General features: G+C 35.2%; 28 protein-coding genes and 3 pseudogenes. 26 read left to right on the top strand and 5 right to left on the bottom strand.

All coding sequences use genetic code 11. The features are described from left to right. Positions 1 to 2: 2 nt before the first annotated feature. The 16 genes and pseudogenes from HMPREF1495_RS09555 (at position 3) to HMPREF1495_RS09490 (ending at position 12,731) form a co-directional block, all read left to right on the top strand. Positions 3 to 605, top strand: a complete 603-nt coding sequence (locus tag HMPREF1495_RS09555) for an alpha/beta hydrolase (protein WP_034214242.1) — start codon at positions 3 to 5, stop codon at positions 603 to 605. 47 nt (positions 606 to 652) lie between these two features. After that, the gene (locus tag HMPREF1495_RS09550; RefSeq protein WP_034214239.1) at positions 653 to 1,183 is read left to right on the top strand and encodes a dihydrofolate reductase family protein; all 531 of its coding nucleotides are present in this window, start codon (positions 653 to 655) and stop codon (positions 1,181 to 1,183) included. A gap of 212 nt (positions 1,184 to 1,395) precedes the next feature. Further along, the gene (locus tag HMPREF1495_RS09545; protein WP_034214236.1) at positions 1,396 to 2,448 is read left to right on the top strand and encodes a hypothetical protein; all 1,053 of its coding nucleotides are present in this window, start codon (positions 1,396 to 1,398) and stop codon (positions 2,446 to 2,448) included. A gap of 19 nt (positions 2,449 to 2,467) precedes the next feature. After that, positions 2,468 to 2,605, top strand: coding sequence for a hypothetical protein (locus HMPREF1495_RS14280; protein ID WP_330368707.1), 138 nt, complete (start codon positions 2,468 to 2,470; stop codon positions 2,603 to 2,605). 180 nt (positions 2,606 to 2,785) lie between these two features. After that, the gene (locus HMPREF1495_RS09540) at positions 2,786 to 2,950 is read left to right on the top strand and encodes a hypothetical protein (RefSeq protein WP_242832889.1); all 165 of its coding nucleotides are present in this window, start codon (positions 2,786 to 2,788) and stop codon (positions 2,948 to 2,950) included. Between the two features lie 270 nt (positions 2,951 to 3,220). Further along, positions 3,221 to 3,343 (top strand): annotated as a pseudogene (locus tag HMPREF1495_RS14105) (type II toxin-antitoxin system RelB/DinJ family antitoxin); the annotation flags it as partial. Positions 3,344 to 3,364: 21 nt separating this feature from the next. After that, complete coding sequence (gene lepB / locus HMPREF1495_RS09535) at positions 3,365 to 3,907, top strand: signal peptidase I (RefSeq protein ID WP_034214231.1); 543 nt, start codon at positions 3,365 to 3,367, stop codon at positions 3,905 to 3,907. Between the two features lie 52 nt (positions 3,908 to 3,959). Next, positions 3,960 to 4,118 (top strand): annotated as a pseudogene (locus HMPREF1495_RS09530) (helix-turn-helix domain-containing protein); the annotation flags it as partial. A gap of 46 nt (positions 4,119 to 4,164) precedes the next feature. Next, positions 4,165 to 4,374, top strand: coding sequence for a hypothetical protein (locus tag HMPREF1495_RS09525; RefSeq protein WP_034214228.1), 210 nt, complete (start codon positions 4,165 to 4,167; stop codon positions 4,372 to 4,374). 175 nt (positions 4,375 to 4,549) lie between these two features. Further along, positions 4,550 to 5,407 carry a prolipoprotein diacylglyceryl transferase gene (gene lgt, locus HMPREF1495_RS09520; protein WP_034214226.1) on the top strand — a complete coding sequence of 286 codons (858 nt, stop codon included), beginning with the start codon at positions 4,550 to 4,552 and terminating at the stop codon, positions 5,405 to 5,407. Beyond that, positions 5,394 to 6,122, top strand: a complete 729-nt coding sequence (locus tag HMPREF1495_RS09515; RefSeq protein ID WP_034214223.1) for a pseudouridine synthase — start codon at positions 5,394 to 5,396, stop codon at positions 6,120 to 6,122. The genes lgt and HMPREF1495_RS09515 overlap by 14 nt, the downstream gene beginning before the upstream one ends. Next, positions 6,115 to 8,067, top strand: coding sequence for an NAD-dependent DNA ligase LigA (gene ligA, locus HMPREF1495_RS09510; RefSeq protein ID WP_034214220.1), 1,953 nt, complete (start codon positions 6,115 to 6,117; stop codon positions 8,065 to 8,067). Before HMPREF1495_RS09515 ends, ligA begins: the two co-directional genes overlap by 8 nt. 44 nt (positions 8,068 to 8,111) lie before the next feature. Continuing rightward, positions 8,112 to 9,047 carry a homoserine O-acetyltransferase MetA gene (gene metA, locus HMPREF1495_RS09505; protein ID WP_034214218.1) on the top strand — a complete coding sequence of 312 codons (936 nt, stop codon included), beginning with the start codon at positions 8,112 to 8,114 and terminating at the stop codon, positions 9,045 to 9,047. 113 nt (positions 9,048 to 9,160) lie between these two features. Further along, a complete protein-coding gene (locus HMPREF1495_RS09500; RefSeq protein ID WP_034214215.1) occupies positions 9,161 to 10,219 on the top strand; it encodes a lactonase family protein in 1,059 nt (352 codons plus the stop codon). Then, positions 10,219 to 11,331, top strand: coding sequence for a chorismate synthase (aroC, locus tag HMPREF1495_RS09495; RefSeq protein ID WP_034214212.1), 1,113 nt, complete (start codon positions 10,219 to 10,221; stop codon positions 11,329 to 11,331). The genes HMPREF1495_RS09500 and aroC overlap by 1 nt, the downstream gene beginning before the upstream one ends. Positions 11,332 to 11,402: 71 nt before the next feature. Then, on the top strand, positions 11,403 to 12,731 hold the full coding sequence (locus tag HMPREF1495_RS09490) for an alpha-amylase family glycosyl hydrolase (protein ID WP_034214209.1): 1,329 nt from the start codon (positions 11,403 to 11,405) through the stop codon (positions 12,729 to 12,731). Between the two features lie 8 nt (positions 12,732 to 12,739). Here the strand turns inward: HMPREF1495_RS09490 and HMPREF1495_RS09485 are convergent, their stop codons facing one another. The 3 genes from HMPREF1495_RS09485 to HMPREF1495_RS09475 all read right to left on the bottom strand — a co-directional run bounded on the left by HMPREF1495_RS09485 (position 12,740) and on the right by HMPREF1495_RS09475 (position 13,655). After that, positions 12,740 to 12,988 carry a hypothetical protein gene (locus tag HMPREF1495_RS09485; RefSeq protein WP_034214206.1) on the bottom strand — a complete coding sequence of 83 codons (249 nt, stop codon included), beginning with the start codon at positions 12,986 to 12,988 and terminating at the stop codon, positions 12,740 to 12,742. A gap of 125 nt (positions 12,989 to 13,113) precedes the next feature. Beyond that, positions 13,114 to 13,389, bottom strand: a complete 276-nt coding sequence (locus HMPREF1495_RS09480) for a type II toxin-antitoxin system YafQ family toxin (RefSeq protein WP_007593553.1) — start codon at positions 13,387 to 13,389, stop codon at positions 13,114 to 13,116. After that, complete coding sequence (locus HMPREF1495_RS09475; RefSeq protein WP_034214202.1) at positions 13,386 to 13,655, bottom strand: type II toxin-antitoxin system RelB/DinJ family antitoxin; 270 nt, start codon at positions 13,653 to 13,655, stop codon at positions 13,386 to 13,388. The genes HMPREF1495_RS09480 and HMPREF1495_RS09475 overlap by 4 nt, the downstream gene beginning before the upstream one ends. Before the next feature lie 209 nt (positions 13,656 to 13,864). Between HMPREF1495_RS09475 and HMPREF1495_RS09470 the strand changes: the two genes are divergently transcribed. After that, entirely contained in the window at positions 13,865 to 14,773 is a 909-nt protein-coding gene (locus tag HMPREF1495_RS09470) for an alpha/beta hydrolase (RefSeq protein WP_034214199.1), read from the top strand. A gap of 94 nt (positions 14,774 to 14,867) precedes the next feature. Here HMPREF1495_RS09470 and HMPREF1495_RS09465 read toward each other — a convergent pair whose 3' ends face one another. Next, on the bottom strand, positions 14,868 to 15,371 hold the full coding sequence (locus HMPREF1495_RS09465; RefSeq protein ID WP_242832887.1) for a hypothetical protein: 504 nt from the start codon (positions 15,369 to 15,371) through the stop codon (positions 14,868 to 14,870). A 217-nt stretch (positions 15,372 to 15,588) separates the two neighbouring features. On the opposite strand from HMPREF1495_RS09465, the gene HMPREF1495_RS09460 reads away from it, so the two are divergent. From HMPREF1495_RS09460 to HMPREF1495_RS09430, 7 genes are all read left to right on the top strand, one after another. After that, a complete protein-coding gene (locus HMPREF1495_RS09460) occupies positions 15,589 to 16,122 on the top strand; it encodes a helix-turn-helix domain-containing protein (protein ID WP_007593546.1) in 534 nt (177 codons plus the stop codon). Positions 16,123 to 16,136: 14 nt separating this feature from the next. Continuing rightward, positions 16,137 to 17,213, top strand: coding sequence for an ABC transporter ATP-binding protein (locus HMPREF1495_RS09455; protein WP_007593544.1), 1,077 nt, complete (start codon positions 16,137 to 16,139; stop codon positions 17,211 to 17,213). Further along, positions 17,206 to 18,027, top strand: coding sequence for an ABC transporter permease (locus HMPREF1495_RS09450; protein ID WP_007593541.1), 822 nt, complete (start codon positions 17,206 to 17,208; stop codon positions 18,025 to 18,027). The genes HMPREF1495_RS09455 and HMPREF1495_RS09450 overlap by 8 nt, the downstream gene beginning before the upstream one ends. Continuing rightward, positions 18,024 to 18,812: an ABC transporter permease gene (locus HMPREF1495_RS09445; protein ID WP_007593539.1), complete on the top strand. Its 789-nt coding sequence runs from the start codon at positions 18,024 to 18,026 to the stop codon at positions 18,810 to 18,812. The genes HMPREF1495_RS09450 and HMPREF1495_RS09445 overlap by 4 nt, the downstream gene beginning before the upstream one ends. 23 nt (positions 18,813 to 18,835) lie before the next feature. Continuing rightward, a complete protein-coding gene (locus HMPREF1495_RS09440; RefSeq protein ID WP_034214191.1) occupies positions 18,836 to 19,927 on the top strand; it encodes an ABC transporter substrate-binding protein in 1,092 nt (363 codons plus the stop codon). Between the two features lie 97 nt (positions 19,928 to 20,024). Beyond that, positions 20,025 to 20,279 (top strand): antitoxin PHD, encoded by a 255-nt coding sequence (locus HMPREF1495_RS09435; protein WP_034214190.1) that lies wholly within the window; start codon positions 20,025 to 20,027, stop codon positions 20,277 to 20,279. Then, positions 20,266 to 20,577 carry a type II toxin-antitoxin system RelE/ParE family toxin gene (locus HMPREF1495_RS09430; RefSeq protein ID WP_034214187.1) on the top strand — a complete coding sequence of 104 codons (312 nt, stop codon included), beginning with the start codon at positions 20,266 to 20,268 and terminating at the stop codon, positions 20,575 to 20,577. The genes HMPREF1495_RS09435 and HMPREF1495_RS09430 overlap by 14 nt, the downstream gene beginning before the upstream one ends. A gap of 9 nt (positions 20,578 to 20,586) precedes the next feature. On the opposite strand, the pseudogene HMPREF1495_RS13645 reads toward HMPREF1495_RS09430, so the two are convergent. Then, positions 20,587 to 21,813: pseudogene (locus HMPREF1495_RS13645) on the bottom strand (IS3 family transposase). A gap of 408 nt (positions 21,814 to 22,221) precedes the next feature. Between HMPREF1495_RS13645 and HMPREF1495_RS09420 the strand changes: the two are divergent. Further along, positions 22,222 to 23,232 carry a LacI family DNA-binding transcriptional regulator gene (locus tag HMPREF1495_RS09420; RefSeq protein WP_034214184.1) on the top strand — a complete coding sequence of 337 codons (1,011 nt, stop codon included), beginning with the start codon at positions 22,222 to 22,224 and terminating at the stop codon, positions 23,230 to 23,232. After that, a complete protein-coding gene (locus HMPREF1495_RS09415; RefSeq protein ID WP_034214182.1) occupies positions 23,232 to 24,563 on the top strand; it encodes an MATE family efflux transporter in 1,332 nt (443 codons plus the stop codon). Before HMPREF1495_RS09420 ends, HMPREF1495_RS09415 begins: the two co-directional genes overlap by 1 nt. Positions 24,564 to 24,650 lie beyond the last annotated feature (87 nt).

The following is a 24,650-nucleotide window of genomic DNA, read 5'->3' as shown; positions in this document are numbered from 1 at the left end:
GAATGAAAAATGTTGTTATATATGTTCATGGTAAGGGTGGTAATGCAGAAGAAGCTAATCATTATAAACAATTTTTTGATGATAATTTTGATATAATTGGATTTGATTATAAATCAGATAAACCATGGGATGCAAAAATTGAGTTTAGCAATTATTTTAATTCAATTATTCCTCAATATAATAAAATCTATCTAATCGCTAATAGTGTAGGTGCATTTTTCTCATTAATATCTTTATCAGATAAACCTATCGAAAAGGCAATGTTGTTTTCTCCTATTGTAGATATGGAAAGAGTGATTTTAGATATGATGAAATGGGCAAATATTTCAGAAGATGAACTTATGCTAAAAAAAGAAATTAAAACATCCTTTGGAGAACTTTTGTCATGGGAATATTTATCCTATATTAGAAATAATCCTATTAACTGGAATATCCCTACTAATATTCTTTTTGCGGATAAAGACAATATGACATCAGTAAATACAATGACAAATTTTGCTAATAAAATAAATGCAAATCTGACAATAATGAGAGATGGGGAACATTGGTTTCATACAGATGAACAAATGGATTTTTTAGACAACTGGTTTAAAAAGAATATTTAACAATCCCAGTTTATAGAGATGGACAAATTAGAAGTTGAGGTTAAGATATGAGAAAAGTAAAACTGTTTATAGCTATGAGTGTAGATGGCTATATTGCTGATAAAAATGGGGGTGTCACTTTTCTGCAAGGTCATGAAGATTGTTTAGAAAACGAAAGTACCTATTCTGAGTTTATAAAAAATATAGACACAGTTCTGATGGGTTGGAATACTTACAATCAGATAATAACTGAGTTATCCCCTGATAATTGGGTTTATGACAATTTATTGACTTATGTTTTCACTCACCGAGAACAACAAGATTCAGATAAGATCATTTTTACAAGTGATAATTTGGAGGAATTGATCAAGAAATTAAAATGGGTTGAAGGAAAAGATATTTGGATATGTGGAGGAGCAAACTTAGTTCAACAAGCCATTTCTTCAGATGTGATTGATGAGTATCTTATATCCATTATTCCGACAATTTTAGGGAATGGTATAAAATTATTTAGCCAAAATGATGCGGAACATAAATTGAAATTAATCAACACGATAACAAATAATGGAATTGTCGAGTTGAATTATATTCGTAGATAAAAATTAAATTGTAGATGACGATAATATCTACAGGTAAATCCCAGTTTATAGAGATGGACAAATTAGAATTTGGAGTTGCAATGGAGTGGTGCTTAATGACTACATTAAAGATAATACTAATAACGGTCAGTGTTGCATTTATTATGTTTGGATATTAGATTTATTTTCAAAAGAAATATACGTCGACTTAAAGTAATTGGAGACCCAAATCAATGAATAATATATCAATAGAAAAATTATATAACCCTGAGTATGATCTACTTTCCGTGTACGATAAGAAGGAATTATTAAATAATATTGCGAATACATATGATTTGGAAGTAATAGGCTTTAAAGAATTTTCCGTTTTTAATAAGTCTACATATACGGCAGAGTTTCGCTCAAAGGAAGGTATCGAATTTGTTTTCGTTCCGGGAGAGTGTGTTAAGCTGGGAATTGACTTCAAAGGTAGAAAGCCTTCTGAGATTTTCAATGAAGAAAATTTATATGATCTCGCATACTCATTTATAGACGAGTATGAAGATGACAGTCAGGATTCTATTACAGAGAAGATAAAAGAAAAGCTTGAAGATAATGAATTTGTATCAATGATAGAAGACTATCTTAATAACAATTTCAGTAAGGAGGAGACTATTTTAATACACCCTCTGTTAGTACAAAAAGACTACAGTGAAACCTGTTGGGAGGATATTTCGGATGATGAACTTAAAGAAAACAAAGAATTGCAAGCAAAGATTAAAAGTGCTGAAAAGAAGGGTATATCTGAAATAACAGTTCATAAGAGTATTTGTCTATATAAAGAAAATGGAAGTTGGCATGGTAAGCTGTATAGAGAAACCACATTTAAGGAGCTTTTACAGGATATAACATATACCGGTTACTCTCTTCCAACAAAAAGAGAGTGGGAGTATTTAGCAGGCAAGGGCTGTAGAAGCATATTTCCTTGGGGCAACAATATGGATTTTTCTATGAAGCTTAGGCATATAGAGCTTATGGATGATGACGAAGAGTATGTCTTGGAGAAAGAAAATTTTTTTGGAATTTATATAGCGGATGATCCGTATTGCAGAGAAATTGTATATGATGACGGAGCGTTTTCATATAAAGGTGGAGACGGAGGCCGCAATATATGTGGCGGACTGGGGCCTGTTTGGGGATATTTTCCGGTTTCACCATATTTTGAAAATAAGGATGAAGAGATAGGTGAGTATATAAACGGGGGCTATGACTTCTTTAGAAGAGTTGTTAGGATTGTGAAAAGGTAGGAGAAAGGATAAGTGGAAAATGAGAACATTTGATGATATGTTGAATGAACAGCTTGAAGATATAAAATTCAGAAAAGAATACGAAGATATGCAACCGGAAATGGATGTTATAAGGGCTATCGTTGATGCCAGAACAGCACAAGGAATCCAACAGTAAGTCTTTTGAAAAGGCCGGCTGAAGGAATGGGAATAGAACTTAGGATACAATTTATTCCTAAAAATAATATTTCGAGATAGTATTAAGGTATTGTAAAATCTTAATATCAGAGTAGGGAATCGTTCTATGAAGTCAATTATAAAAGAGTTATTGTACTTATTTTTGATATTAATTGTGCAAATGTTTGTTTTTATCTATTTTATAAAACATGGATGGACTCTAAAAGAACTTGTATCCGACGATGCCTTTATAATATTTTGGAGAGCATATGCGGTATGTAGGATATTTGTTCATATAATAAAAACAAAATATGGTAAGAATAAGAAAGATAAGAAGGTACAATAGCTATTAAAATCACATCATGTAAAAGCAAACATTCTATGTGATAACATAGGGTGTTTTTTGTAAAGCCTCGAATTGAAACTATTCCTTTAACATATTTTATACCAATTTTCACATTGAAGGATATATGATTTACAATGTATTGACATATATAAAAATTCATAATACTATGCTATATATAAAGAGGTAATAAATATGGCTACAACAAATATTAATATAAGAGTAGATTAAGAATTGAGGCATTCAGCTGAATAGTCGTTTAATGATTTAGGTTTAAATATGTCATCAGCTGTTACGATGTTTTTAAAAAGTGCTGTCAGTCATTACGGAATACCGTTTGAGCTAAAGAGAAATGCTCCAAATACAAAAATCAAAATTGACCTTAGCGAATATTAGAAACTTATGTTGGGGGAGAATATGATAAATAGAAAATTAAAATTTGGTGTCATAAAAGAAATTTTCAGTTGGGTATCTGTACTGGTTGTGGCTGCTGTAATAGCAATAGTCTTAAATCTTTTTATTATAGCAAATTCAAGAGTGCCGACTCCTTCTATGGAGAATACTATAATGTCAGGTGACAGAATTATCGGATTCAGACTCACTTATCTTTTTAATGAGCCAAAGCGTGGAGATATTATAATCTTTAAGTTTCCTGATGATGAGAAGAAGTACTATGTAAAAAGAATTATCGGTGAGCCGGGAGATATTGTGGATATTAAGAATGGAGGAGTGTATTTGAACAATTCCGAAACCCCTCTTGAAGAAAATTATATAAAAGAGCCTATGATTCCGGAAGCAGATATGCATTTTGAAGTTCCTGAGGGAGCTTATTTTTGTTTAGGTGATAACCGGAACGCATCCGAGGACTCCAGAAGATGGGTTCATTCATATGTATACAAAGAAAAAATAATTGCAAAAGTAATATTCAGATATTTTCCGGGATTTAAGATGCTAGAATAATTATCTGAAGTTTTTAGATATACTGAACCGGTAAAGTTGCTTCATAATATAAAAGGAATTGTCAAAAAGAACAGGAATAAATCAGGCTGATATAAGCAGATTAGAAAACGGTACAAGGAATCCAACAGTAAGTCTTTTGAAAAGGCTGGCTGAAGGAATGAGAATGGAACTTAGGATACAATTTATTTCTAAAAATAATATTTCGGGGTAGTATTAAGGTATTGTAAAATCTTAATATCAGAGAAGGAAATCATTCTATGAAGATAATTATAAGAGAGTTATTGTATGTATTTGTAATTTTGGTTGTACAAATGTTGTTTTTTATGTATTTTATAAAGCAGGGATGGACTCTAAAAGAACTTGTAACCGGCGATGCATTTAGAATGTTTTGGATAATACATGTGGTATGTAGAATATTTGTTAATATAGTAATAATAAAATATGGTAAAGATAAGAAAGATCAGTAATTCTAATATCTATTAGAATTACAGCAGCAGGCACTCTATGTAAAAACATAGGGTGTTTTTTGTAAAGCCTTAAATCGAAACTATTTCATTAATATATTTTATACCAATTTTCGCAGTGCTATATCCCTTCTAATATGCTATACTATGAAGATATAAAAATACTTAGGAGGTTATGATGGACGTTGCTTTTCCACATTTAGGGATTTATATAAAACATTTGGTAAATCATATTGATGTATTTGGGTTCAGTATTGCTTTTTATGGAATAATAATAGGGCTTGGAATGCTTGCAGGAATAAATATTGCCTGTGCAGATGCAAAAAGAAGAGGACAAAATCCTGATATATATTTGGATTTTGCCATGTATGCGATAGTTTTTTCAATAATAGGTGCAAGAATCTACTATGTAGTATTTGAGTGGGATATGTATAAAAATGACTTGATTCAAATATTAAATCTTCGTGGTGGAGGACTTGCCATATACGGTGGCGTAATAGCTGCAGTAATTACACTGACAGTATACTGCAAAGTAAAAAAACAGTCGTTTTTTTCAATGGCCGATACCGGAGTATTGGGACTTATACTCGGACAGGCTATAGGAAGATGGGGGAATTTTTTCAATGCCGAGGCATTTGGAGGATATACAGATTCACTTTTTGCACTAAGATATAAGCTTGATATAGTAGGTGCCGGAATGTTAAATGATGATGTATTAAACCATGTAACGGAGATTGACGGAATAAAGTATATTCAGGTTCACCCTACTTTCCTGTATGAGAGCTGCTGGAACTTGATGGTACTTGCTTTTATGTTGTGGTACAGAAAGAGAAAGAAATTTGACGGAGAGGTATTCTTTATCTATCTTGGAGGATACGGTCTTGGAAGAATGATAATAGAGAGTCTTAGAACAGACAGCCTGCTTTTGCCGAATACCAATATCGCCGTATCACAATTATTGGCAGGACTCTGTTTTGTAGTTTCTATAGTGTGTATAACAGTTGGAAGAAAGAGAGTAAAGAATGCGACTAAATAAATTTCTGGCAAGTATAGGTGTCTGTTCCAGAAGAGAAGCGGACAAAGCTATAGAAGCCGGCAGAGTTATGATAAACGGACAGGTGGTAGAGCTTGGAGCTACAGTGGGTGATGAGGACCTTGTAAGCTTTGACGGCAGATATATAGGTATGGGCAAGGATGTAGAGAAGATAAAGCCTATAATAATAGCATTCAACAAGCCTGAGGGACTGGTATGCACCACATCGGATAATGACGGTGCAATGAATGTAGTGGACTATATAGGAATGAAGGAGAGAATATATCCTGTAGGAAGACTTGATAAGGATTCAAGCGGATTATTGCTTCTGACAAATCAGGGTAGTCTTACAAATTCCCTTTTAAGAGCTGCAAACTATCACGAAAAAGAATATATAGTAAAAGTAAATAAGGATATAGATGATGCCTTTATAAATAAAATGGCAAACGGTATATATCTGTATGAGTTAAAGACTAAGACAAGAAAATGTAAGGTAAAAAAGCTGAATAAAAATACTTTCAGTATCGTTTTGACTCAAGGGTTAAACAGGCAGATAAGACGAATGTGTCTTGCCTGTGGGATGAAAGTTCAAAAGCTGAACAGAGTAAGAATAGTAAATATAAAGCTTGACGGACTTGCAGTAGGTGATTACAGAAACCTAAGTGATGAGGAAGTAAAGAAATTATACAAGGAACTTGGGATAAGGGAAAATGGATAAGAAAAAGAGAATTAAGGAACTGGTTGAAATACTTAATAAGGCTGCAAAAAGCTACTATGTGGATGCAGTTGAGATAATGCCCAATATAGAATATGACAAACTCTATGATGAGCTTTTAGAATTGGAAAAAGAAACAAATGTGGTTTTATCTAATTCACCTACTCAGAATGTAGGCTATGAAATAGCAGGTGAACTTCCAAAGAAAGCCCATGAAAGCCCTATGCTTTCACTGGATAAGACTAAAAGTGTGGAAGATCTTAGAGAATGGCTTGGTGATAATAAAGCATTACTTTCATGGAAAATGGACGGACTTACTATAGTATTGACCTACAGAGACGGTGAACTGGCGGAGGCCGTTACAAGAGGTAACGGAACTATAGGAGAGGTCATTACAAATAATGCCAAAAATTTCCAAAATATACCTCTAAAGATAGAGTTTAAGGGTGAGTTGATACTTAGAGGTGAGGCGATTATAAAATATTCCGACTTTAAGAGAATAAATGATGCCATAGAGGATGCAGCTGCCAAGTATAAGAATCCGAGAAATCTTTGCTCGGGTTCTGTAAGACAGCTTAATCCTGCCGTTACAAAGTCAAGGATGGTATATTGTAATATTTTCAATGTGGTAAAAGCCGACGGCATAGACTTTGAAAACTCAAAGGCAAAGCAATTTGAATGGGTAAAAAGTGAAGGCTTTGATGTAGTGGAATATAAATTCACAGACAGCAAAAGCATTGCAGATGATATAGCCGAGTTTGAGTCAAAGATAGAGAGCAATGATATTCCTTCAGACGGATTGGTGCTTTTACTTGATGATATCGCACTTGGAGAAAGACTTGGAAGTACTTCAAAATTCCCGAGAAATGCTATGGCATTTAAATGGAGTGATGAAAGACAGATAACAAAACTTAAATATATAGAGTGGAGTCCGTCAAGAACGGGGCTTATAAACCCTGTGGCTGTATTTGAGCCTGTAGAACTTGAGGGAACTACCGTTTCAAGAGCAAGTCTTCACAATGTAAGTATTTTTGAAGATTTGATGCTTGGAGTCGGTGATGAAATATCTGTCTATAAGGCTAATATGATAATTCCACAGGTATATGAGAATCTTACAAAATCAAATACTGAAAAAGTTCCCGATACCTGCCCTGCGTGTGGAAGCCATGCAAGTATAAAGCAGGACAATGAGTCCAAGGTACTTTTATGTACAAATCCGGACTGTCAGATAAAGCATATAAAGCAGTATGCTCTTATGGCGTCCAGAGATGCATTAAATATTGACGGACTTTCAGAGTCGACATTGGAGAAATTCCTCTCAAAGGGCTTTATAAAAAATGACAGTGATATATTTAAGCTTGACAGATATAAAGATGAGATTATAAATATGGAGGGCTTTGGAAAGAGGAGCTATGAGAAGCTTATGGCGGCACTTGAAGAGGCAAAACATACAAATGTGGCAAGATTTTTATATTCACTTGGAATAAACGGAATAGGAAGTGCCAATGCCAAGATGATTGCAAAGTATTTCGACAATGATATCGACAAAATCATTACTGCAGGAAAAGATGAGCTGCTTGAAATAGAGGGAATCGGTGAAGTGTTGGCAAATTCCATAGTTGAGTTCTTTAAGGATTCTAAGAATATAGAAAATGTAAAGAGCCTTAGAGAGATTCTCATATTTGAAGCGGAAGAGTCTGCCGGAAGTGATTCATTTGCCGGAAAAGTTTTTGTAATCACAGGCTCACTTGAACATTTTACAAACAGAAATGAATTGAAAGAGCTTATAGAAAAGAATGGAGGAAAGGTATCGGGAAGTGTATCAAGCAAGACAAACTTCTTGATAAATAATGATACCGCATCAAATTCTTCTAAAAATAAAAAGGCTAAAGAGCTGGGTGTTGAGATAATCTCAGAAGAGGACTTCTTAAAACTTTTAGAAGGATAATATGTTTATTTGTAGACAGCTTTGTCTACCGGAAAAGAGGTACTATGCCGATAAAAATACAAAAAGGACTACCTGCAAAAGCAATACTTGAATCTGAGAATATATTTGTAATGGATGAGGAGAGGGCTATAGCTCAGGATATTCGTCCATTGCAGATATTGATACTTAATCTGATGCCTATAAAGGAGGATACCGAGACACAGATTCTCAGAGCATTGTCAAATACTCCTTTGCAGGTGGACTGTTCATTTTTGATGATGAAGAGTCATCATTCAAAGAATACAAGTCAGAGTCATCTGAATAAATTTTATACATTTTTTGAAGATATAAAGAATGATAAATATGACGGTATGATAATTACCGGTGCGCCTGTGGAACTTATGGATTACGACAAGGTGAATTATTGGAGTGAGCTTTGTGAAATAATGGAATGGTCAAAGACTCATGTAACATCCACTCTGCATATTTGCTGGGCGGCACAGGCAGGTCTTTATTATCATTTCGGAATACCCAAATATGAGAGAAAAGAAAAGCTGGCAGGAGTGTTCGTCCATGAGATTTTAAAGAAAAAAGTTCCTTTGGTCAGAAGCATGGATGATTTTGTAAACTGCCCACATTCGAGAAATACGGAAGTTAAATTGGAAGATGTATTAAAACATCCTGAGCTTCAGGTTTTGGCCAAGTCTGACGAAGCCGGAGTACTCCTTGTGCTTAATGAGTATGGCAGCGGATCTCAAGTTTTTATACAGGGACATCCCGAGTATGACAGAATGACTCTCAGCAATGAGTATCACAGAGATGTGGCCAAGGGTTTGAATCCTTCATTGCCGAAGAACTATTTCAGTGACAATGATCCTTTTTCAAGACCTGTATTAAGCTGGAGAAATTTTTCCAATACATTATACGGAAACTGGCTGAATTTCTATGTATATCAGAACACACCGTATGAGCTTTCCAACAATTTTGATTGGGTAATTTAAATCCCGAAAGGTGTCAAAATATTTTTTGAATACAAGATTATTTTGAGTAAATAAGTTCAAAAAATATGGATTTTATGATAGAATTGAGCTATATAATTTAAAGGAGTATGTTTATGAGCGGAAAATATGTTGCCTATGTGGGATCTTATTCATATACAGGAAAAGCAAAGGGAATTACAATATATGATGTGGATACTGAGAAGGGATGTTTTGTCAAAAAAGATGAAGTGGATGTAGACAACTCTTCCTATGTCATCAAATCAAGAGACCAGAAGACATTGTATTCAATTGCCGATGAAGGAATCGTTTCATTCAGAATTCTGCCTGACGGAGGTCTTGAAAGATTAAACTCTGTAAAGATAAACGGAATGAGAGGTTGTCATCTTTCAACAGATGTAAATGATAAATTTATATTTGTATCCGGATATCATGACGGAAAAATCACGGTTTTAAAGCTCCATAAGGACGGAAGTGTGGGAAAGATAGTGGATGAAGTTTATCACAAAGGACTCGGTTCCATAGCGGAGAGAAATTTCAGACCTCATGTAAGCTGTACAAGAACAACTCCTGACGGACATTTTGTTATGGCTGCCGACCTTGGAATAGATCAGGTGAAAATATATCATTTTGACAATAAAGATGAGAGACTCTCACTTGTCGATATGATTCCATGCGATATAAATTCCGCACCGAGATTTTTTGAATTCTCGAGAGACGGAAAATTTCTATACCTGATGTATGAGATGAAAAATGTGGTGGATGTATTTACTTATGAAGCTAAGCCGGGTTGCAGAATGCCTCAGATTGAGAAGATTCAAACAGTTCCTACAACAGGAAGCAATAAGCTATCGGAACTTACAGCCGCAACCACATTGACACTTAATGCCGATGAGAAATTCCTGTTTACAACAAATGCAGGTGACAATTCGGTATGTCTGTATGAGAGAGATGCCGAGACAGGACTTTTAAAAGAAAAAATGTGTCTTCCAATAAGCGGTGAGTATCCGAAGGATGTGGCAATTTTCCCTGATAATCATCATATTGCATCCATAAATCATGAGAGCGGAAGTATTACATTCTTTAAGATAGATTATTCAACAGGTCTGATTGTGATGTGCTCAAATATAATAAAAGTTAATCAGCCTAATTGCTGTGTCATAGTGGAGGTATAATGGCAGGTTCAAGTTTTGGAAAAAGCTTTGTAGTTACAACTTTTGGAGAGTCTCATGGTGTAGCTTTGGGCGCTATAGTGGACGGTGTGCCGGCAGGTATAGAACTGAGTGAAGAGGATATCCAAAAGTTTCTGGACAGAAGAAAACCGGGACAGAGTACCGTTACAACATCCAGAAATGAAAGCGATAAATGTCGTATTTATTCCGGAGTATTTGGCGGTAAAACAACAGGTACACCTATTATGGTGATGCTTGAAAATCAGTCTCAAAGATCACAGGACTACGATGAACTGGCCATTACTTACAGACCGGGACATGCAGACTTTTCATTTGATTCAAAGTACGGCTTCAGAGATTACCGTGGTGGAGGAAGAAGCTCGGGCAGAGAAACAATAGGCAGAGTAATAGGAGGTGCCATAGCCATAAAGGCACTTGAAATGCTGGGTATCAAGGTACAGGCATTTACTCAAAGCATCGGAAATGTATATGCCGAAAACTTTAATCTTGAAGAGTGCAGTGAAAATGATGTATATATGCCGGATAATGAAGCTGCCGCTCAGGCAATAGAGCTTATAAAAAGAGCCAAGGAAGAGAAAGATTCTTTGGGCGGTATCATAGGCTGTATAGCTACAGGTGTAATGCCGGGACTTGGAGAACCTGTATTTGATAAGCTTGATGCAAGACTTTCTGCAGCTGTTATGAGTATAGGTGCTATAAAGGGAGTGGAGTTCGGTGCAGGTTTTCATGTAAGTACTATGAAGGGCTCACAAAATAATGATCCTTTCTTTGTAGATGAGGATGATACCGGACTTCATATCAGAAAAAAGACAAATATGTCAGGCGGTATACTTGGAGGAATCAGTGACGGTTCTCCTATAATTATCAATGCGGCAGTAAAGCCTACACCTTCTATTGCAAGAAAGCAGGAAACTGTGAATGCGATAAATGAAGAGGTGGAGCTTGAGATAAAGGGCAGACATGACCCTGTTATAGTTCCAAGAGCTGTAGTGGTGGTAGAAAGCATGGTTGCGATTACCTTGTTTGATATGGTACTTGAGAATATGAAATCCAAAATGGATAATATTTTGAAAGTTTATAAAGATAAAATATAAAGTTAAGTATAGGGGCTTTTAATTCACGAATGGATTCGTGGATTTAAAAGCCTTGTTTTTAAGGAGATACTATGAAGTGGTATGATAGTGCGGTGTTTTATCATATTTATCCTATCGGAATGACAGGAGCACCGAGAACAAATTCATTTGAAATAAGTGAGCACAGATTAAATAAGCTTTTGCCTTGGATAGGTCATATAAAAAAGCTTGGCTGCAATGCGATATATATTGGGCCGCTATTTGAGTCCGTAGGCCATGGTTATGAGACTGTTGATTATAAAAAGCTTGATTCAAGACTTGGGGACAATGAGGACTTAAAGGCTTTTATAAATACCTGTCATGAAAATGATATAAAAGTTGTAGTAGACGGTGTATTCAATCATGTAGGCAGAGAGTTCTTTGCATTTAAGGATGTAAAAGAGAGAAGAGAAAACAGTGCATACAAGGACTGGTTTAAAAATCTGCATTTTGATTGGAACAATGATTATAATGACGGATTGTATTATGACAGCTGGGACGGGCACGGTACTCTTATAAATCTTAATCATCAAAATCCTGCAGTCAGAGAGTATATGATGGGTGTGGTAAGATTTTGGATAAGCGAATTTAATATAGACGGTATAAGACTGGATGCGGCTGATGTACTTGACTTTACCTTTATGAGCGAGCTTAGGTCTGTGACGGATTCCTGCAAGCAGGATTTCTGGCTTATGGGTGAAGTGATTCACGGAGATTATACCAGATGGGTAAATGAAAATATGCTTCAGTCGGTAACCAATTATTGGCTGCACAAGGCTCTTTACTCAGGACACAATGATCACAATTACTTTGAGATAGCGCATACCGTAAAGCGCTGTGCAGATATGGGAATGCATATCGCCAATGCTTTTTATAACTTTGTGGACAATCATGATGTGGCAAGAATCTATACAAAGCTGAATAATAAGAAGCATTTTGCACCTGTACATGTGCTTTTATACACATTGCCGGGTAAACCTTCAATATACTACGGTTCCGAGTTTGCCATTGAGGGAGAGAAGAAACCTTATGCAGATGATATACTTAGACCAGAGTTAAATTTTGAGGATTATAATACCGCCTTGGAATCAAATGAAAATACAAAACTTATTGCAGCCTTGGGAAATATGAGAATTTCAAACCTATGGGTTGGAGAGGCAGGCTATAGAGAACTTTTACTTACAAACAGACAGTATGCATTTTTAAGAGAATATGGAGATAAAAGACTTGTTGCCATAGTAAATAATGATGACAATAATGCAGATGTTCATTTAAATATCAGCGGTGAATTTACAGAAATCTTTTCAGGAGAAAAAAGGAATTTCGACGGGAATATGCATGTAAATATCCCCGGAAATTCCGGACAGGTATGGATAGGGTAAAACCTATCCTATTTCTTTAATTTAAGATAATCAACCACTATCAATCCTATATCCAAAACAGACAAAAGAGAAAGTATTATCTGTGTTGTAATATATGCCTGCATAAATGATAATTCACTGTAGTTGTTATTTTCATAATTATAAAGGAATATACGTGGTGCAATTGTATCCGCATTAAATATCAATATCAACAGTACAAGCAGTATTGCAACCTTGTAAGCTATATAGGTTATGCTGTTATCATCGTTTCTATTCATAATGAACCTCCTGAAGTGCGCGGCCAAAGTAGGTACTACTAACATAAATATATATTATTTGAAGTTAAAGTTCAATAGTACACATATTATATATATATTATACTCCTCCTCTTATATATCTGTCACTAGAACAATTCAGAATGACTTCCCACCCTATTTAACATCAGTACAAGTATCTCTTCACGAATTTCATATATAAGTAACCAATCCGGTTCTATATGACATTCTCCGGTATCTTTATAATTACCTGTAAGCTCGTGATCTCTATACTTTGCCGGCAATTGGTTTCCGTTTGCCAAAATCTCAATTATCTCAAACAGTTTATCGATATTCTTATTTTGCTTTTTTGCAAGTTTCAAATCTCTTTTAAACTGAGTAGTAAATTTTATAGTGTACTTCATACATCCAAAGCATCTCTTAGTTCTTTAATGCTGTTATATCCTTTGACAGAATCGTCATTAAAGAGCTTGCGTCCTTCTTCAATAGCAGCGTTTGTATCCTTGTTAGGTGTGTCAAGCTTCAGCTCAAACGGGATGCCGTTTTCTCTGACTGCCGTTCTCAAAAATATATTTATAGCTGTTGTCATATTGAGACCAAGTTGGTTGAAAATTTCTTCAGCCTGATCCTTTATATTTTTATCTGTTCTTATATTTAGATTTGTAGTCATACATCTACCTCCAATATCTAAAATATAGTTTAAAATTCGTGCAATGTCAATACATTGTAATAATAATAAACAGTTTATATAAGCCATATTTATAAGCATATATTTTATATTGAAAACAGAATAAAAAACTTGATAGATACAATTGAAATGTTTATACTGTTAGCGATTAATTTTGAGTTTTGTATTTATAGAAAGGTGATATATATTAGATGAAGAAAATAATAATTGCGATTGCAATAATAATTGTACTTGTTGCAATCGGATGGTATTGCAGATTTATTCTTGGTCTTGCATCACAGATAGCCGCACCGAATGTATCCACACTTGATAAAGAGATATCTTGGGAGAAGGAGCATGGACTTTGGGGAAATTATGACTCATATGAAAAGGAGGAGTATACAGTAAAAGGATATAAAGACTATGAGTTGCATGTTACTTTGGTAAAAAATCCTGTAGAGACCGATAAATATGTAATTATAAGCCACGGTTTTAAGTCAAACAGATATGGTGCCGTAAAATATGTGGATACTTATATGGACCTTGGATTTAACTGTATTATTTATGATTTAAGAGATCATGGCGAGAATGAAAAAACAGCCTTAAGCCTTGGACAGTTTGAGTCTGAAGATCTTGAAAAGCTTATCGAAGACAGTTATAGTAGATACGGCAATATTAAGCTTGGACTTCACGGTGAATCTATGGGAGCAGCCACTTCTTTGACGGTACTTGCTAAAAAGCCGAAGGTGGATTTTGTGGTGGCGGACTGCGGTTTTTCAAATCTTTATGATTTGATTTATAAAGCTTATGATCTTGCTAAGACTCCCTTTGTCTTGCCGAGTGTAAATACAGCCATGAAGCTAAGATACGGATATGATATGAAAAAGACTTCACCAAAGGATGCACTTGTGGGAAATGAAGTACCTATATGCTTTATACATGGCGAGGCGGATACCTTTATTTTGCCTGAGAATTCGCAGGTAAATAAGGCCGCTACAGCAGGGTATTCAGAGCTTCATTTGGTACCTGATGCCGCACACGCAAGATCCAGAGAAGTTTTGGGCGAAGCTGAGTACAGGGGTATAATCGGTGACTTTTTGAATAATATAGACTTTAAATAAAGATTTTTGATATTAAAAAAAAACCTGACAAGTACAAGGCATTAGCTTTGTGGCTTGTCAGGATACATAAACATATCCTCCTTACGATACCAAATTAGTGAAATTCTACATTATGACGATTCAAGATATCTACAGTCAAATCAAACTTTTCTTTATTATAAACATAATTTTCTCTGGCATAGTGTTCAATGAATATTTCGTCCTTAATAAATAGGGAGAAAAACGGCAACAAATTTTCTTCTTCATCTTCTTCTGTAGTTTGAACAAAACTTTTTAGACTCATAATTTTATTTAAATCGAGCATATCTGTAGTCCCACTAAGTCTGATTAAGAATTGTTTTATCTCAATTACTCTAAATCCCAAATCAATTGCCAGATTTATAGCATCAATTTCATCATTCCAGCAATTTAGTTCCACTTCTCTTTTTTTATCTAAAAACAGCTTCAATACCTCAATTAGACAATCGTTGTCCTGCCAGTCATCAAGCTCAAAACTATAGTATTTTAGCAATAGTTTAATCTCCTCTATATAAAATAAATTATGCCTTACCGACTTCAATATATCATAGCAAGTATTAAAATACAATTTAAATAACATAAAGAAAATGATAAGAGCTTATTTTTTAGTTTAATATAACTTTACAGATTTATTTATGCATAGTGCAATAAAATTTGTTGGGCAAGCTAGTGAAAAATAAAATAATGAATAAAAATAAAGTGCTTGACAGTTGCTTCAGATAATGTATAATATTCTTTATTTAATAACACTAAACTTTTTACTTAGAAATAGTGTGCAACACAAAGAAAGGCTTTTTATGGAGATCGGTTCAAAACTAAAAAGACTCAGAGTGCTTGCGGGACTTACACAAGAAGAGCTTGCTGATAGAGCGGAATTGTCCAAAGGATTTATTTCGCAGCTGGAGAATGATCTGACTTCACCGTCTATAGCAACTCTTCTTGATATTTTGCAATGCCTTGGAGTGGAAATAAAGGACTTCTTTGATGAAGAAACCGAAACGCAGGTGGTTTTTACCGAAGAAGATTACTTTATTAAAGAGGATAAAGAACTTAATAATACCATCGAATGGATAATACCGAATGCACAAAAAAATATGATGGAGCCTATACTTCAGACTATTGAACCGGGAGGTATGACATATCCTGATAACCCACATGACGGAGAGGAGTTCGGATACATTCTTTCCGGAACTGTGGAGATACATAGGGGAAATGATGTGTATTTGGCAAAAAAAGGAGAGGCTTTTTATTTTACATCTGATAAAAAGCATTATATCAGCTCAAAGCGAGGTGCAAGACTTATTTGGGTCAGCACACCGCCTAATTTTTAAAAATTGGAGGAAGTATGTCGACATCCCTTATTGATTTGGAGCATATCTCAAAGAGTTTTGACGGAGAGATTGTTTTGGATGATTTAAATTTATCAATTAAAGAAAATTCATTTGTAACTTTACTCGGTCCTTCGGGTTGCGGTAAGACGACCACCCTTAGAATAATAGGTGGATTTGCACAGGCGGATACCGGAAGAGTAATTTTTGACGGCAAGGATATATCAAATCTGCCGCCGAATAAAAGAAATTTAAATACGGTATTTCAAAAGTATGCATTATTTCCTCATATGAACATTGCGGAAAATATAGCTTTCGGTTTGAAGATAAAGAATAAATCAAAGGCATATATTGATGATAAGATAAAATATGCGCTTAAGCTGGTAAACCTCTCAGGATATGAAAACAGAAATATAAACCTGCTGTCAGGCGGACAGCAGCAAAGAATTGCAATTGCAAGAGCTATAGTAAATGAGCCGAAGGTACTCTTACTTGATGAGCCGCTTGGGGCACTTGATTTAAAACTTCGTCAGGATATGCAATATGAGCTTATCAGACTTAAAAATGAGTTGGGTATCACTTTCGTTTATGTTACACATGATCAGGAAGAGGCGCTTACAATGTCTGATACTATTGTGGTTATGAATCAGGGATATATACAGCAGATGGGTACTCCTGAGCAGATATATAATGAGCCTGAAAATGCCTTTGTAGCGGACTTTATAGGTGAATCTAATATAATCGGTGGAACCATGGTACAGGATAAGCTTGTAGATATATTCGGAGCAAAATTTGCCTGTGTGGATGTAGGATTTGGAACAAATAAGCCTGTTGACGTTGTAATAAGACCTGAGGATATTGATCTTGTAGAACCTGAAAAGGGAACTTTGGTAGGCAGAGTTACTCATTTGATATTTAAGGGCGTGCATTATGAGATGGAAGTTACTACTCCGAACGGATATGAGTGGTTGGTACATTCTACAGATATGTTCCCGGTAGGCAAGGAAGTCGGCATCAGTGTGGATCCTTTTGATATACAGATAATGAACAAGCCTGAGTCTGAGGATGAGGAGGCTGTGGGTGTAAATGAATAAGGATTTAAGAAAAGTACTTGCATTCCCATATATTCTTTGGATGATAGGTTTTACAATAATACCTCTTTCACTGATTTTTATATATGGATTGACTGATAGGAGCGGAAGCTTTACAGCGGCAAATGTGCTTTCAATATTTGCAAAAGACCATTTTAAGGCACTTGTACTGTCAATAATATTATCAATTGTAAGTACTGCTATTTGCCTTGTAATGGCATTTCCGCTGGCGCTTACTTTGAAAAGCAAAAAGCTTAATAAAGGAAGTCTGATAGTATTTATATTTATTTTACCTATGTGGATGAACTTCCTGCTTAGAACTCTTGCATGGCTTTCACTTTTGGAGAAAAACGGAATTATAAATACGATTTTAAACTTCTTGCATCTGCCGAGTTTAAATATCATCAATACGCCGGCAGCTATTATACTCGGTATGGTTTACAACTATCTGCCTTTTATGGTACTTCCTATATACAATGTACTTGAAAAGATAGATGATAATACAATAAATGCCGCAAGAGATCTTGGTGCAAATACAATGCAGACGCTTACAAAGGTAATAATACCTCTGAGCATTCCGGGTATTGTCAGCGGCATAACAATGGTATTTGTGCCGGCACTGACAACATTTGTTATCAGTAATATCCTTGGCGGAAGCAAGGTGCTTTTGATAGGAAATGTAATAGAGCAGGAATTTACAAAGGGAAGCAATTGGAATCTCGGTTCCGGACTTTCGCTGGTAATGATGATCTTTATACTTATCAGTATGGCATTTATTGCCAAGTATGATAAAGACGGGGAGGGCATGAGCGTTTGATTTATTCAAAGATAAGAAAAGTACTGGGAGATTTTTACCTGGTATTTATATTGATTTTTTTATATGCCCCGATAGCGACTCTTATGATACTGAGTTTTAATGCTTCAAAGTCAAGGAACAGATGGGGTGGATTTACTTTTGACTGGTATGGCGAGCTTTTTAAAAGTGCCACAATAATGTCTGCCTTCAGAAACACATTGGTTATCGCATTTTTATCTGCACTTATTGCAACCATTATAGGAACTGTGGCGGCATTAGGTATCAACAATATGAGAAAGGTACCTAAAACTGTGGTAATGGCTGTCAACAATATTCCTATGCTGAATGCGGATATTGTAACAGGTATCTCTTTGATGCTTGGATTTATAGCTTTCGGAATAAGCCTTGGATTTAAGACTATTCTTATAAGTCATATAACATTTAATATTCCGTATGTAATACTGTCTGTAATGCCGAAGCTTAAGCAGACTGAGAGAGTTACATATGAGGCGGCGCTGGATCTTGGTGCTACACCTGTTACGGCATTTTTTAAGGTAGTATTTCCGGATATATTCCCGGGAGTAATATCGGGCTTTTTGCTCGCCTTTACCATGTCGCTGGATGATTTTATAATAACACATTTTACAAAGGGTGCAGGTATAAATACTATATCAACTCTTGTATATTCAGAGGTTAGAAGAGGTATAAAGCCGAGTCTGTACGCCCTTTCTACAATCATTTTTGCTACCGTTTTGATACTGCTGATAGTATCAAATATTGCACAGAATAAAATAAAGAAAAAATAAATAGAAGATAAGAGGAAATAAACGTGAAAAAGAAATTTGTAAGTATAATGACATTGATGAGCCTGCTTTCTGTGGCTGTATTATCAGGATGCGGAAAAAGCAATGCAGGTGCCAAGGCAGGCAGTGCAGGCGAGCTTTATGTATACAACTGGGGTGAGTATATTGACGAGAGTGTTGTAGAGGAGTTTGAAAAAGAAACCGGTATCAAGGTTGTTTATGATATGTTTGAGACCAATGAGGAGATGTATCCGGTACTTGAGGCAGGCGGTGTGGTATATGATGTAGTATGCCCTTCAGATTATATGATTGAAAAGATGATACAAAATGATATGCTTGCAGAGATTGACTTTAACAATGTTCCGAATGTAAAGAATATCGACCCTAAATATATGGAGATGTCAAAGGCTTTCGACCCTGAGAACAAGTACTCGGTACCGTATACATGGGGAACTGTGGGTATACTTTATAACACTTCCATGGTAAAGGACGATATAACAAGCTGGGGAGACCTTTGGAATCCCAAGTATCAGGGAAATATCCTTATGCAGGACTCTGTAAGAGACGCTTTTATGGTGGGTGGGAAGCTGCTCGGATATTCTATGAACACTACCGACAAGTCGGAACTTGAAAAGGTAAAGGATAAACTTATAGAGCAAAAGCCTCTTGTTCAGGCTTATGTTGTGGATCAGGTTAGAGATAAGATGATCGGCGGTGAGGCTGCTATAGGAGTTATCTATTCAGGTGAGATGCTCTATGTTCAAAATGAGGTTGCAAAGGCCGGCGGAGACTTTGAACTTAAGTATGTGATACCTAAAGAGGGTACAAATGTATGGATTGATTCATGGGTAATTCCGAAGAATGCAAAGAATAAGGAAAATGCGGAGAAGTGGATAGACTTCTTAAACAGACCTGAGATTGCAAAGAAAAACTTTGAATATATTACATACCCTACACCTAACAAGGCTGCATATGATTTACTTGATAAGGATTTGCAGGACAATACGGCGCTCTTCCCGACAGATGATATGTTAAAGAACAGCGAAGTATTTAAGTATCTCGGAGATGAGGGCGACAGCCTTTACAATGACCTTTGGAAAGAAGTGAAAGGAAACTAGAAAAGTACTGCCGTGGACTTAGTCCATGGCATTTTTTATTGTGTTTACTTATGACCAAATTTGGTATATAATTTAGGCATAATTCGGAGGTGATATTATGCAGATTGTGCCTATGAGGGATTTGAAAGATACTGTGCAGATTGAGAAGAAATGTCAAAACGGCCCGGTATTTGTGACTAAAAACGGTTACGGAAAGCTTGTAGTTATGAACATGGAATACTACGAGTCTAAGATTGCTAAAATTGCAGAGGCTGATTTTGTCAATGAAGGTATTGTGGATTTTGCAAATGAGAAAATAAATGATGGAAAAGAAGTAATGAAAAAATTGAAGGATAAATATGGAATACAATAATTTCTCATATTATCTTACTGATCGTGCGCAAAATGATTTAGCTAATATAGTTGAATATATTGATAGAGAATTATGTAATAGAGATGCTGCAATCTCATTTATTCAGCATTTTGAAAAAGAAATGGAAAATTTATGTAAATTTCCAAATATAGGTTCAAGATTAAACAATATATATTTGAAAAGAAATGATATATGTAAGGTAACGGTTAAAAATTATATAGTGTATTATTTTGTTGAAAAAAAGAAAGAACATGATAGTAGTAGTAAGAATAGGACATTCTTTGCAAAATCAAGATAGATACTTGAATCATAATAGCCACATTGGTTTTTCTTTAATTCTTTGTTCATTGTAATACTTTATGTATCGTTCGATTTCTGACTTTAGCTCATCATAGCTATAGTAAATAACACCATAATAGATTTCTTGTTTAAGCAATCCAAAGAAGTTCTACATAACCGAGTTATCATGACAGTTTCCCGTAAGAGACATACTTTGTAAGATTCTTTCTTCTTTGAGACGATGAGAGTATGCTTCCATTTGGTAAGCTCAGCCTTAATCTGAATGGAAAGTTCTTCTATATTTGCAATCGGATGTTATAGCAATAGCTTGTTCCAATGCATCCATAACATTTTTTGCTGAAGAGTGCTTGTCAATTTCGTAGCTTATAATTTCACCATTACACATATCCATAAATGAATCCGGATAAAGCTTATGCATTGTCATGTGACCTTTAGCATTAATATCATAATACTTAAACTCTGTAGTATCTGTTGTAATCTTCTGATGTGGTATATATGTATTAAATCGTCTCCTTATACGATTAGAAGGAATTGTTCTAACTTTACCTTTGTACGAACTGTATTTACGGCTTTTTCGAATGAAAGAAGTAACCTGTAAACCAAGCTTCTGTATTATACGTTGTACTTTCTTTTTGTTTACACAGTAGCCTTTATTTCTTAATTCTCCAACCACTCGACGATAACCATAATCCTTGTGAGTCTCTCTGATTTCAAGAATCTTATTCTTGATTTCTTTGTCAGGGTTTTTCCTATCGAATCTTTTCTGCCGGTACATATATGTTGCTTTAGGTATACCTGTATAAGAGAGAAGGTCTTTTAGTTTCCTTTCTTCCGCTTCCTGAGCTTTAATATCTATTTTAGGCTTATCCAATGTATTCTTTCGACCTTTCTTGCAAGATTTCAAAGCATCAGGGCAGGCGGCATGATAGCGATTAACCCAGTTAGCAATCATACTTGTATTGCTTATACCGTCTCGGATCGACAAGTCTTGATATGAAATCTCACTTGATAGATATAACTCTACAACAGAAATCTTCTTTTCAAAAGAGTATTTTATTTGTTTACTAGAACGCATTAATCCTTCATCAACGAGTGCATTGTATGCATTAATCCATTTGCGTAGCTGTGAATCAGAACCAAGTCCATATTTTTCAGAAAGATATGGAGTTTCACCTTTGCCATCCAAATATTCTAAAACAACTTTCTTCTTGAATTCAAAACTATGTTTTGCCATAAAAATACTGACCTCCTAATCGTTAGATTTTGGTCTGACTTTTGGGGGGCAGTACATTTTGATAGACTCTTCTTATTTATATAAGTTGAATAAAAGTTGAAATATAAAATGCAATAAAAATTCCCATCAATATACTAAAAAAATTACAAAAATAAGATATAAATTTTGTAATAGGTTATGCGTTTAACCGTTGTGAAAGTTAAATTCCTATTGTACAATGAATTTACTGAAAGGGGAATATATCCTTTTGGGCAATGTAGAAATGATGCACCGGTGTAATGTATCATTGATATTTAATTAAAATCAGAAATGGTAGAGCAAACCTCTTTATTATACAATACATTAGCAAAGTAGTAATAAGGCTAACATCACAACACACCGGATAATAATGGGAAAAGAAGGGATTATATGGCACAAAGCAGAGTTAGGATCGTTGATGTTGCAGATGCGCTGGGTCTTAGTACAGCGACAGTTTCAAATGTGATCCATGGTAAAACCGGTAAGATTTCGGATGAAACGGTAAAAAGGGTTCAACAGGAGCTTGAAAAGACCGGATATATTCCTAATATGGCAGGAATTTTGCTTGCAAGAAATAATTCAAGAATTATCGGAGTGGTAGTGAATGATCATCCCAAATATGAGGGCAGAGTTTTAGAAGATGGATTTGTAATGTCGTCATTAAACGCACTTTCTTATGAGTTAAATAAAAAAGGATATTTTCTTATGATAAAGACGACAACAGATATAAATGAAATCATAGCATTTGCTTCAATGTGGAATATGGACGGGCTGATTCTGATGGGATTTTGTGAAGAGAATTATGAAAGACTGCGAAATCAGATGAGGATATCTTTTGTTGTATATGACGGCTATTTTGATAAATGCTCAAAATTTGTTAACCTTGTGATTGATCATTATGATGGAGGTTATAAGGCAGGGGAATATTTTAAGAAGCTTGGACATAAAAAAGCATTATGTATTTCAGATAATTATATATGTATGGACAAGGAGCGTATTGATGGATTTTGCAAAGCCTTTGAACCCGGGGAAACTGTAATCTGGAAAATACCTAATACAAAGAAAGGGAGAGTACAATTTTATAAGGATAAGTTTTTGGAACTTTCAAGGCTTGATATTACCGGAGTTTTTGCAGTATCCGATTATTATGCACTGGACTTTATGCAATTTTTACAGGCCGGAGGTATTCGGATTCCGAAAGATTTGCAAATAATCGGGATGGATGACAGTATGGCAAGCAGGGAAAGCGTTCCGGCATTGACTACAATTCATCAGGACGCATATTTAAGGGCAAAGGCTGCAATCAAATGTATTGAAGATATGCGTGACGGGAAGGAATATGATACAAGAATAGTTCTTCCGGTGAAACTTATAAAAAGAGAAAGTACAAGGGAATTATAATGTCAGAGTTTAGTAAATCATTATGTAAAATAGCTGTTCCTGTTACATTGCAGAGTATGTTGCAGTCATCATTTTCAATTATTGACCAGATAATGATCGGTCAGCTGGGGGAAATAAATATATCGGCAGTTGGACTTTATGGTAATTTTTCTTTGATTTTTCATGTGGTAACAGGTACGGTGGGAACTGTTGCAGGAATATTAACAGCACAGTTTATCGGAGCAAAGGATATGAAAGAAGCATGGAGCAGCTTTGATATAAGCATGGTCTGTGCAGTGATAATATCTGCATTATTTTTGTTTGCATCAGGAGTTTTTCCGGCACATATTCTTGGACTGTATACAAAGGATGCAGATATTATAAATATGGGTGCTGTGTATTTTCGCATTGTAGCATTTTCATATATTCCGATGGCAATCAGTATCATTTTATCCACATGGCTGCGCTGTAAAGAACATGCTGTCATACCGTTTTTAGCAAGCCTGTTAGCTGTAGGTATAAATACAGGACTTAATTATATACTTATATTTGGAAAAGCCGGATTTTTACCTATGGGAATAAAAGGTGCGGCAATAGCAACCCTTGTTTCTCAGTTATTTAATCTCGTATTTATTCTTATCGGATTTATTATTTGCATTAAAAAAGATGGGGATAAGCCGATATTGTCATTACATTTAAAAAGGATCAGCATACCGGATTATTTTATAATGGTTATACCTATTCTTGTAAGTGAGTTTCTCTGGAGTCTGGGGCAGAATGTGGAAACCGGAGTGTATGGGCATCTTGATACGGCAAATCTTGCAGCATATATGCTTACGGCTCCGATTCAGGGACTGGTTATGGGTGCTTTAAGCGGTTTGTCGGCTGCGGCAGGTGTTATGGTCGGAAAGAGGCTTGGAAAGAAAGAGTATGAGGAGGCATATAGGGAATCAGGGAAAATTATGATTGCGGGGTTAATAGGTGCAGTCTTTATATCATCAATTCTTATATTGTTGGCAGGAGTCTATACAGGATTTTATCAGGTGGATTATAATGTAAAAGAGCTTGGGAAAATTCTTCTTGTAATATTTGCCCTATATGCTCCGGTAAAGGTTGAAAATATGATCCTTGGAGGAGGCATTATAAGAAGTGGAGGAAACACAAAAATTATAATGATTATTGACATTATAGGAACATGGTGTATAGGAATTCCTCTTTGTATGCTTGCAGCATACATATTTAAATGGGGAATTGTAGGTGTATATACATTGCTTACTACAGAAGAGATATTCAGACTTGTTGTATCACTTGTTATTTTTAAGAAACGCACATGGATGATAAGTTTATCATAGAGATATCTATTATATACAATTGATGAGTTTAGTAATCAGTGGGACTGTGAAATAAGTCCCTAAAAGAAATAGGACCATTCGATCATT

It is taken from the genome of Lachnoanaerobaculum sp. MSX33 (assembly GCF_000512995.1).
In the GTDB taxonomy this organism is placed as follows: Bacteria; Bacillota; Clostridia; order Lachnospirales; family Lachnospiraceae; genus Lachnoanaerobaculum.
The sequence above is the reverse complement of the archived record's forward strand: the minus strand, read 5'-3'. Positions and strand labels throughout refer to the sequence as shown.

Excerpts from the sequence above, each read along its gene's own strand:
- HMPREF1495_RS09555 (WP_034214242.1), top strand. The coding sequence starts at position 3 with ATGAAAAATGTTGTTATATATGTTCATGGTAAGGGTGGTAATGCAGAA.
- HMPREF1495_RS09550 (WP_034214239.1), top strand. The coding sequence starts at position 653 with ATGAGAAAAGTAAAACTGTTTATAGCTATGAGTGTAGATGGCTATATT.
- HMPREF1495_RS09545 (WP_034214236.1), top strand. The coding sequence starts at position 1,396 with ATGAATAATATATCAATAGAAAAATTATATAACCCTGAGTATGATCTA.
- HMPREF1495_RS14280 (WP_330368707.1), top strand. The coding sequence starts at position 2,468 with ATGAGAACATTTGATGATATGTTGAATGAACAGCTTGAAGATATAAAA.
- HMPREF1495_RS09540 (WP_242832889.1), top strand. The coding sequence starts at position 2,786 with ATGTTTGTTTTTATCTATTTTATAAAACATGGATGGACTCTAAAAGAA.
- lepB (WP_034214231.1), top strand. The coding sequence starts at position 3,365 with ATGATAAATAGAAAATTAAAATTTGGTGTCATAAAAGAAATTTTCAGT.
- HMPREF1495_RS09525 (WP_034214228.1), top strand. The coding sequence starts at position 4,165 with ATGAAGATAATTATAAGAGAGTTATTGTATGTATTTGTAATTTTGGTT.
- lgt (WP_034214226.1), top strand. The coding sequence starts at position 4,550 with ATGGACGTTGCTTTTCCACATTTAGGGATTTATATAAAACATTTGGTA.
- HMPREF1495_RS09515 (WP_034214223.1), top strand. The coding sequence starts at position 5,394 with ATGCGACTAAATAAATTTCTGGCAAGTATAGGTGTCTGTTCCAGAAGA.
- ligA (WP_034214220.1), top strand. The coding sequence starts at position 6,115 with ATGGATAAGAAAAAGAGAATTAAGGAACTGGTTGAAATACTTAATAAG.
- metA (WP_034214218.1), top strand. The coding sequence starts at position 8,112 with ATGCCGATAAAAATACAAAAAGGACTACCTGCAAAAGCAATACTTGAA.
- HMPREF1495_RS09500 (WP_034214215.1), top strand. The coding sequence starts at position 9,161 with ATGAGCGGAAAATATGTTGCCTATGTGGGATCTTATTCATATACAGGA.
- aroC (WP_034214212.1), top strand. The coding sequence starts at position 10,219 with ATGGCAGGTTCAAGTTTTGGAAAAAGCTTTGTAGTTACAACTTTTGGA.
- HMPREF1495_RS09490 (WP_034214209.1), top strand. The coding sequence starts at position 11,403 with ATGAAGTGGTATGATAGTGCGGTGTTTTATCATATTTATCCTATCGGA.
- HMPREF1495_RS09485 (WP_034214206.1), bottom strand. The coding sequence starts at position 12,988 with ATGAATAGAAACGATGATAACAGCATAACCTATATAGCTTACAAGGTT.
- HMPREF1495_RS09480 (WP_007593553.1), bottom strand. The coding sequence starts at position 13,389 with ATGAAGTACACTATAAAATTTACTACTCAGTTTAAAAGAGATTTGAAA.
- HMPREF1495_RS09475 (WP_034214202.1), bottom strand. The coding sequence starts at position 13,655 with ATGACTACAAATCTAAATATAAGAACAGATAAAAATATAAAGGATCAG.
- HMPREF1495_RS09470 (WP_034214199.1), top strand. The coding sequence starts at position 13,865 with ATGAAGAAAATAATAATTGCGATTGCAATAATAATTGTACTTGTTGCA.
- HMPREF1495_RS09465 (WP_242832887.1), bottom strand. The coding sequence starts at position 15,371 with ATGTTATTTAAATTGTATTTTAATACTTGCTATGATATATTGAAGTCG.
- HMPREF1495_RS09460 (WP_007593546.1), top strand. The coding sequence starts at position 15,589 with ATGGAGATCGGTTCAAAACTAAAAAGACTCAGAGTGCTTGCGGGACTT.
- HMPREF1495_RS09455 (WP_007593544.1), top strand. The coding sequence starts at position 16,137 with ATGTCGACATCCCTTATTGATTTGGAGCATATCTCAAAGAGTTTTGAC.
- HMPREF1495_RS09450 (WP_007593541.1), top strand. The coding sequence starts at position 17,206 with ATGAATAAGGATTTAAGAAAAGTACTTGCATTCCCATATATTCTTTGG.
- HMPREF1495_RS09435 (WP_034214190.1), top strand. The coding sequence starts at position 20,025 with ATGCAGATTGTGCCTATGAGGGATTTGAAAGATACTGTGCAGATTGAG.
- HMPREF1495_RS09430 (WP_034214187.1), top strand. The coding sequence starts at position 20,266 with ATGGAATACAATAATTTCTCATATTATCTTACTGATCGTGCGCAAAAT.
- HMPREF1495_RS09420 (WP_034214184.1), top strand. The coding sequence starts at position 22,222 with ATGGCACAAAGCAGAGTTAGGATCGTTGATGTTGCAGATGCGCTGGGT.
- HMPREF1495_RS09415 (WP_034214182.1), top strand. The coding sequence starts at position 23,232 with ATGTCAGAGTTTAGTAAATCATTATGTAAAATAGCTGTTCCTGTTACA.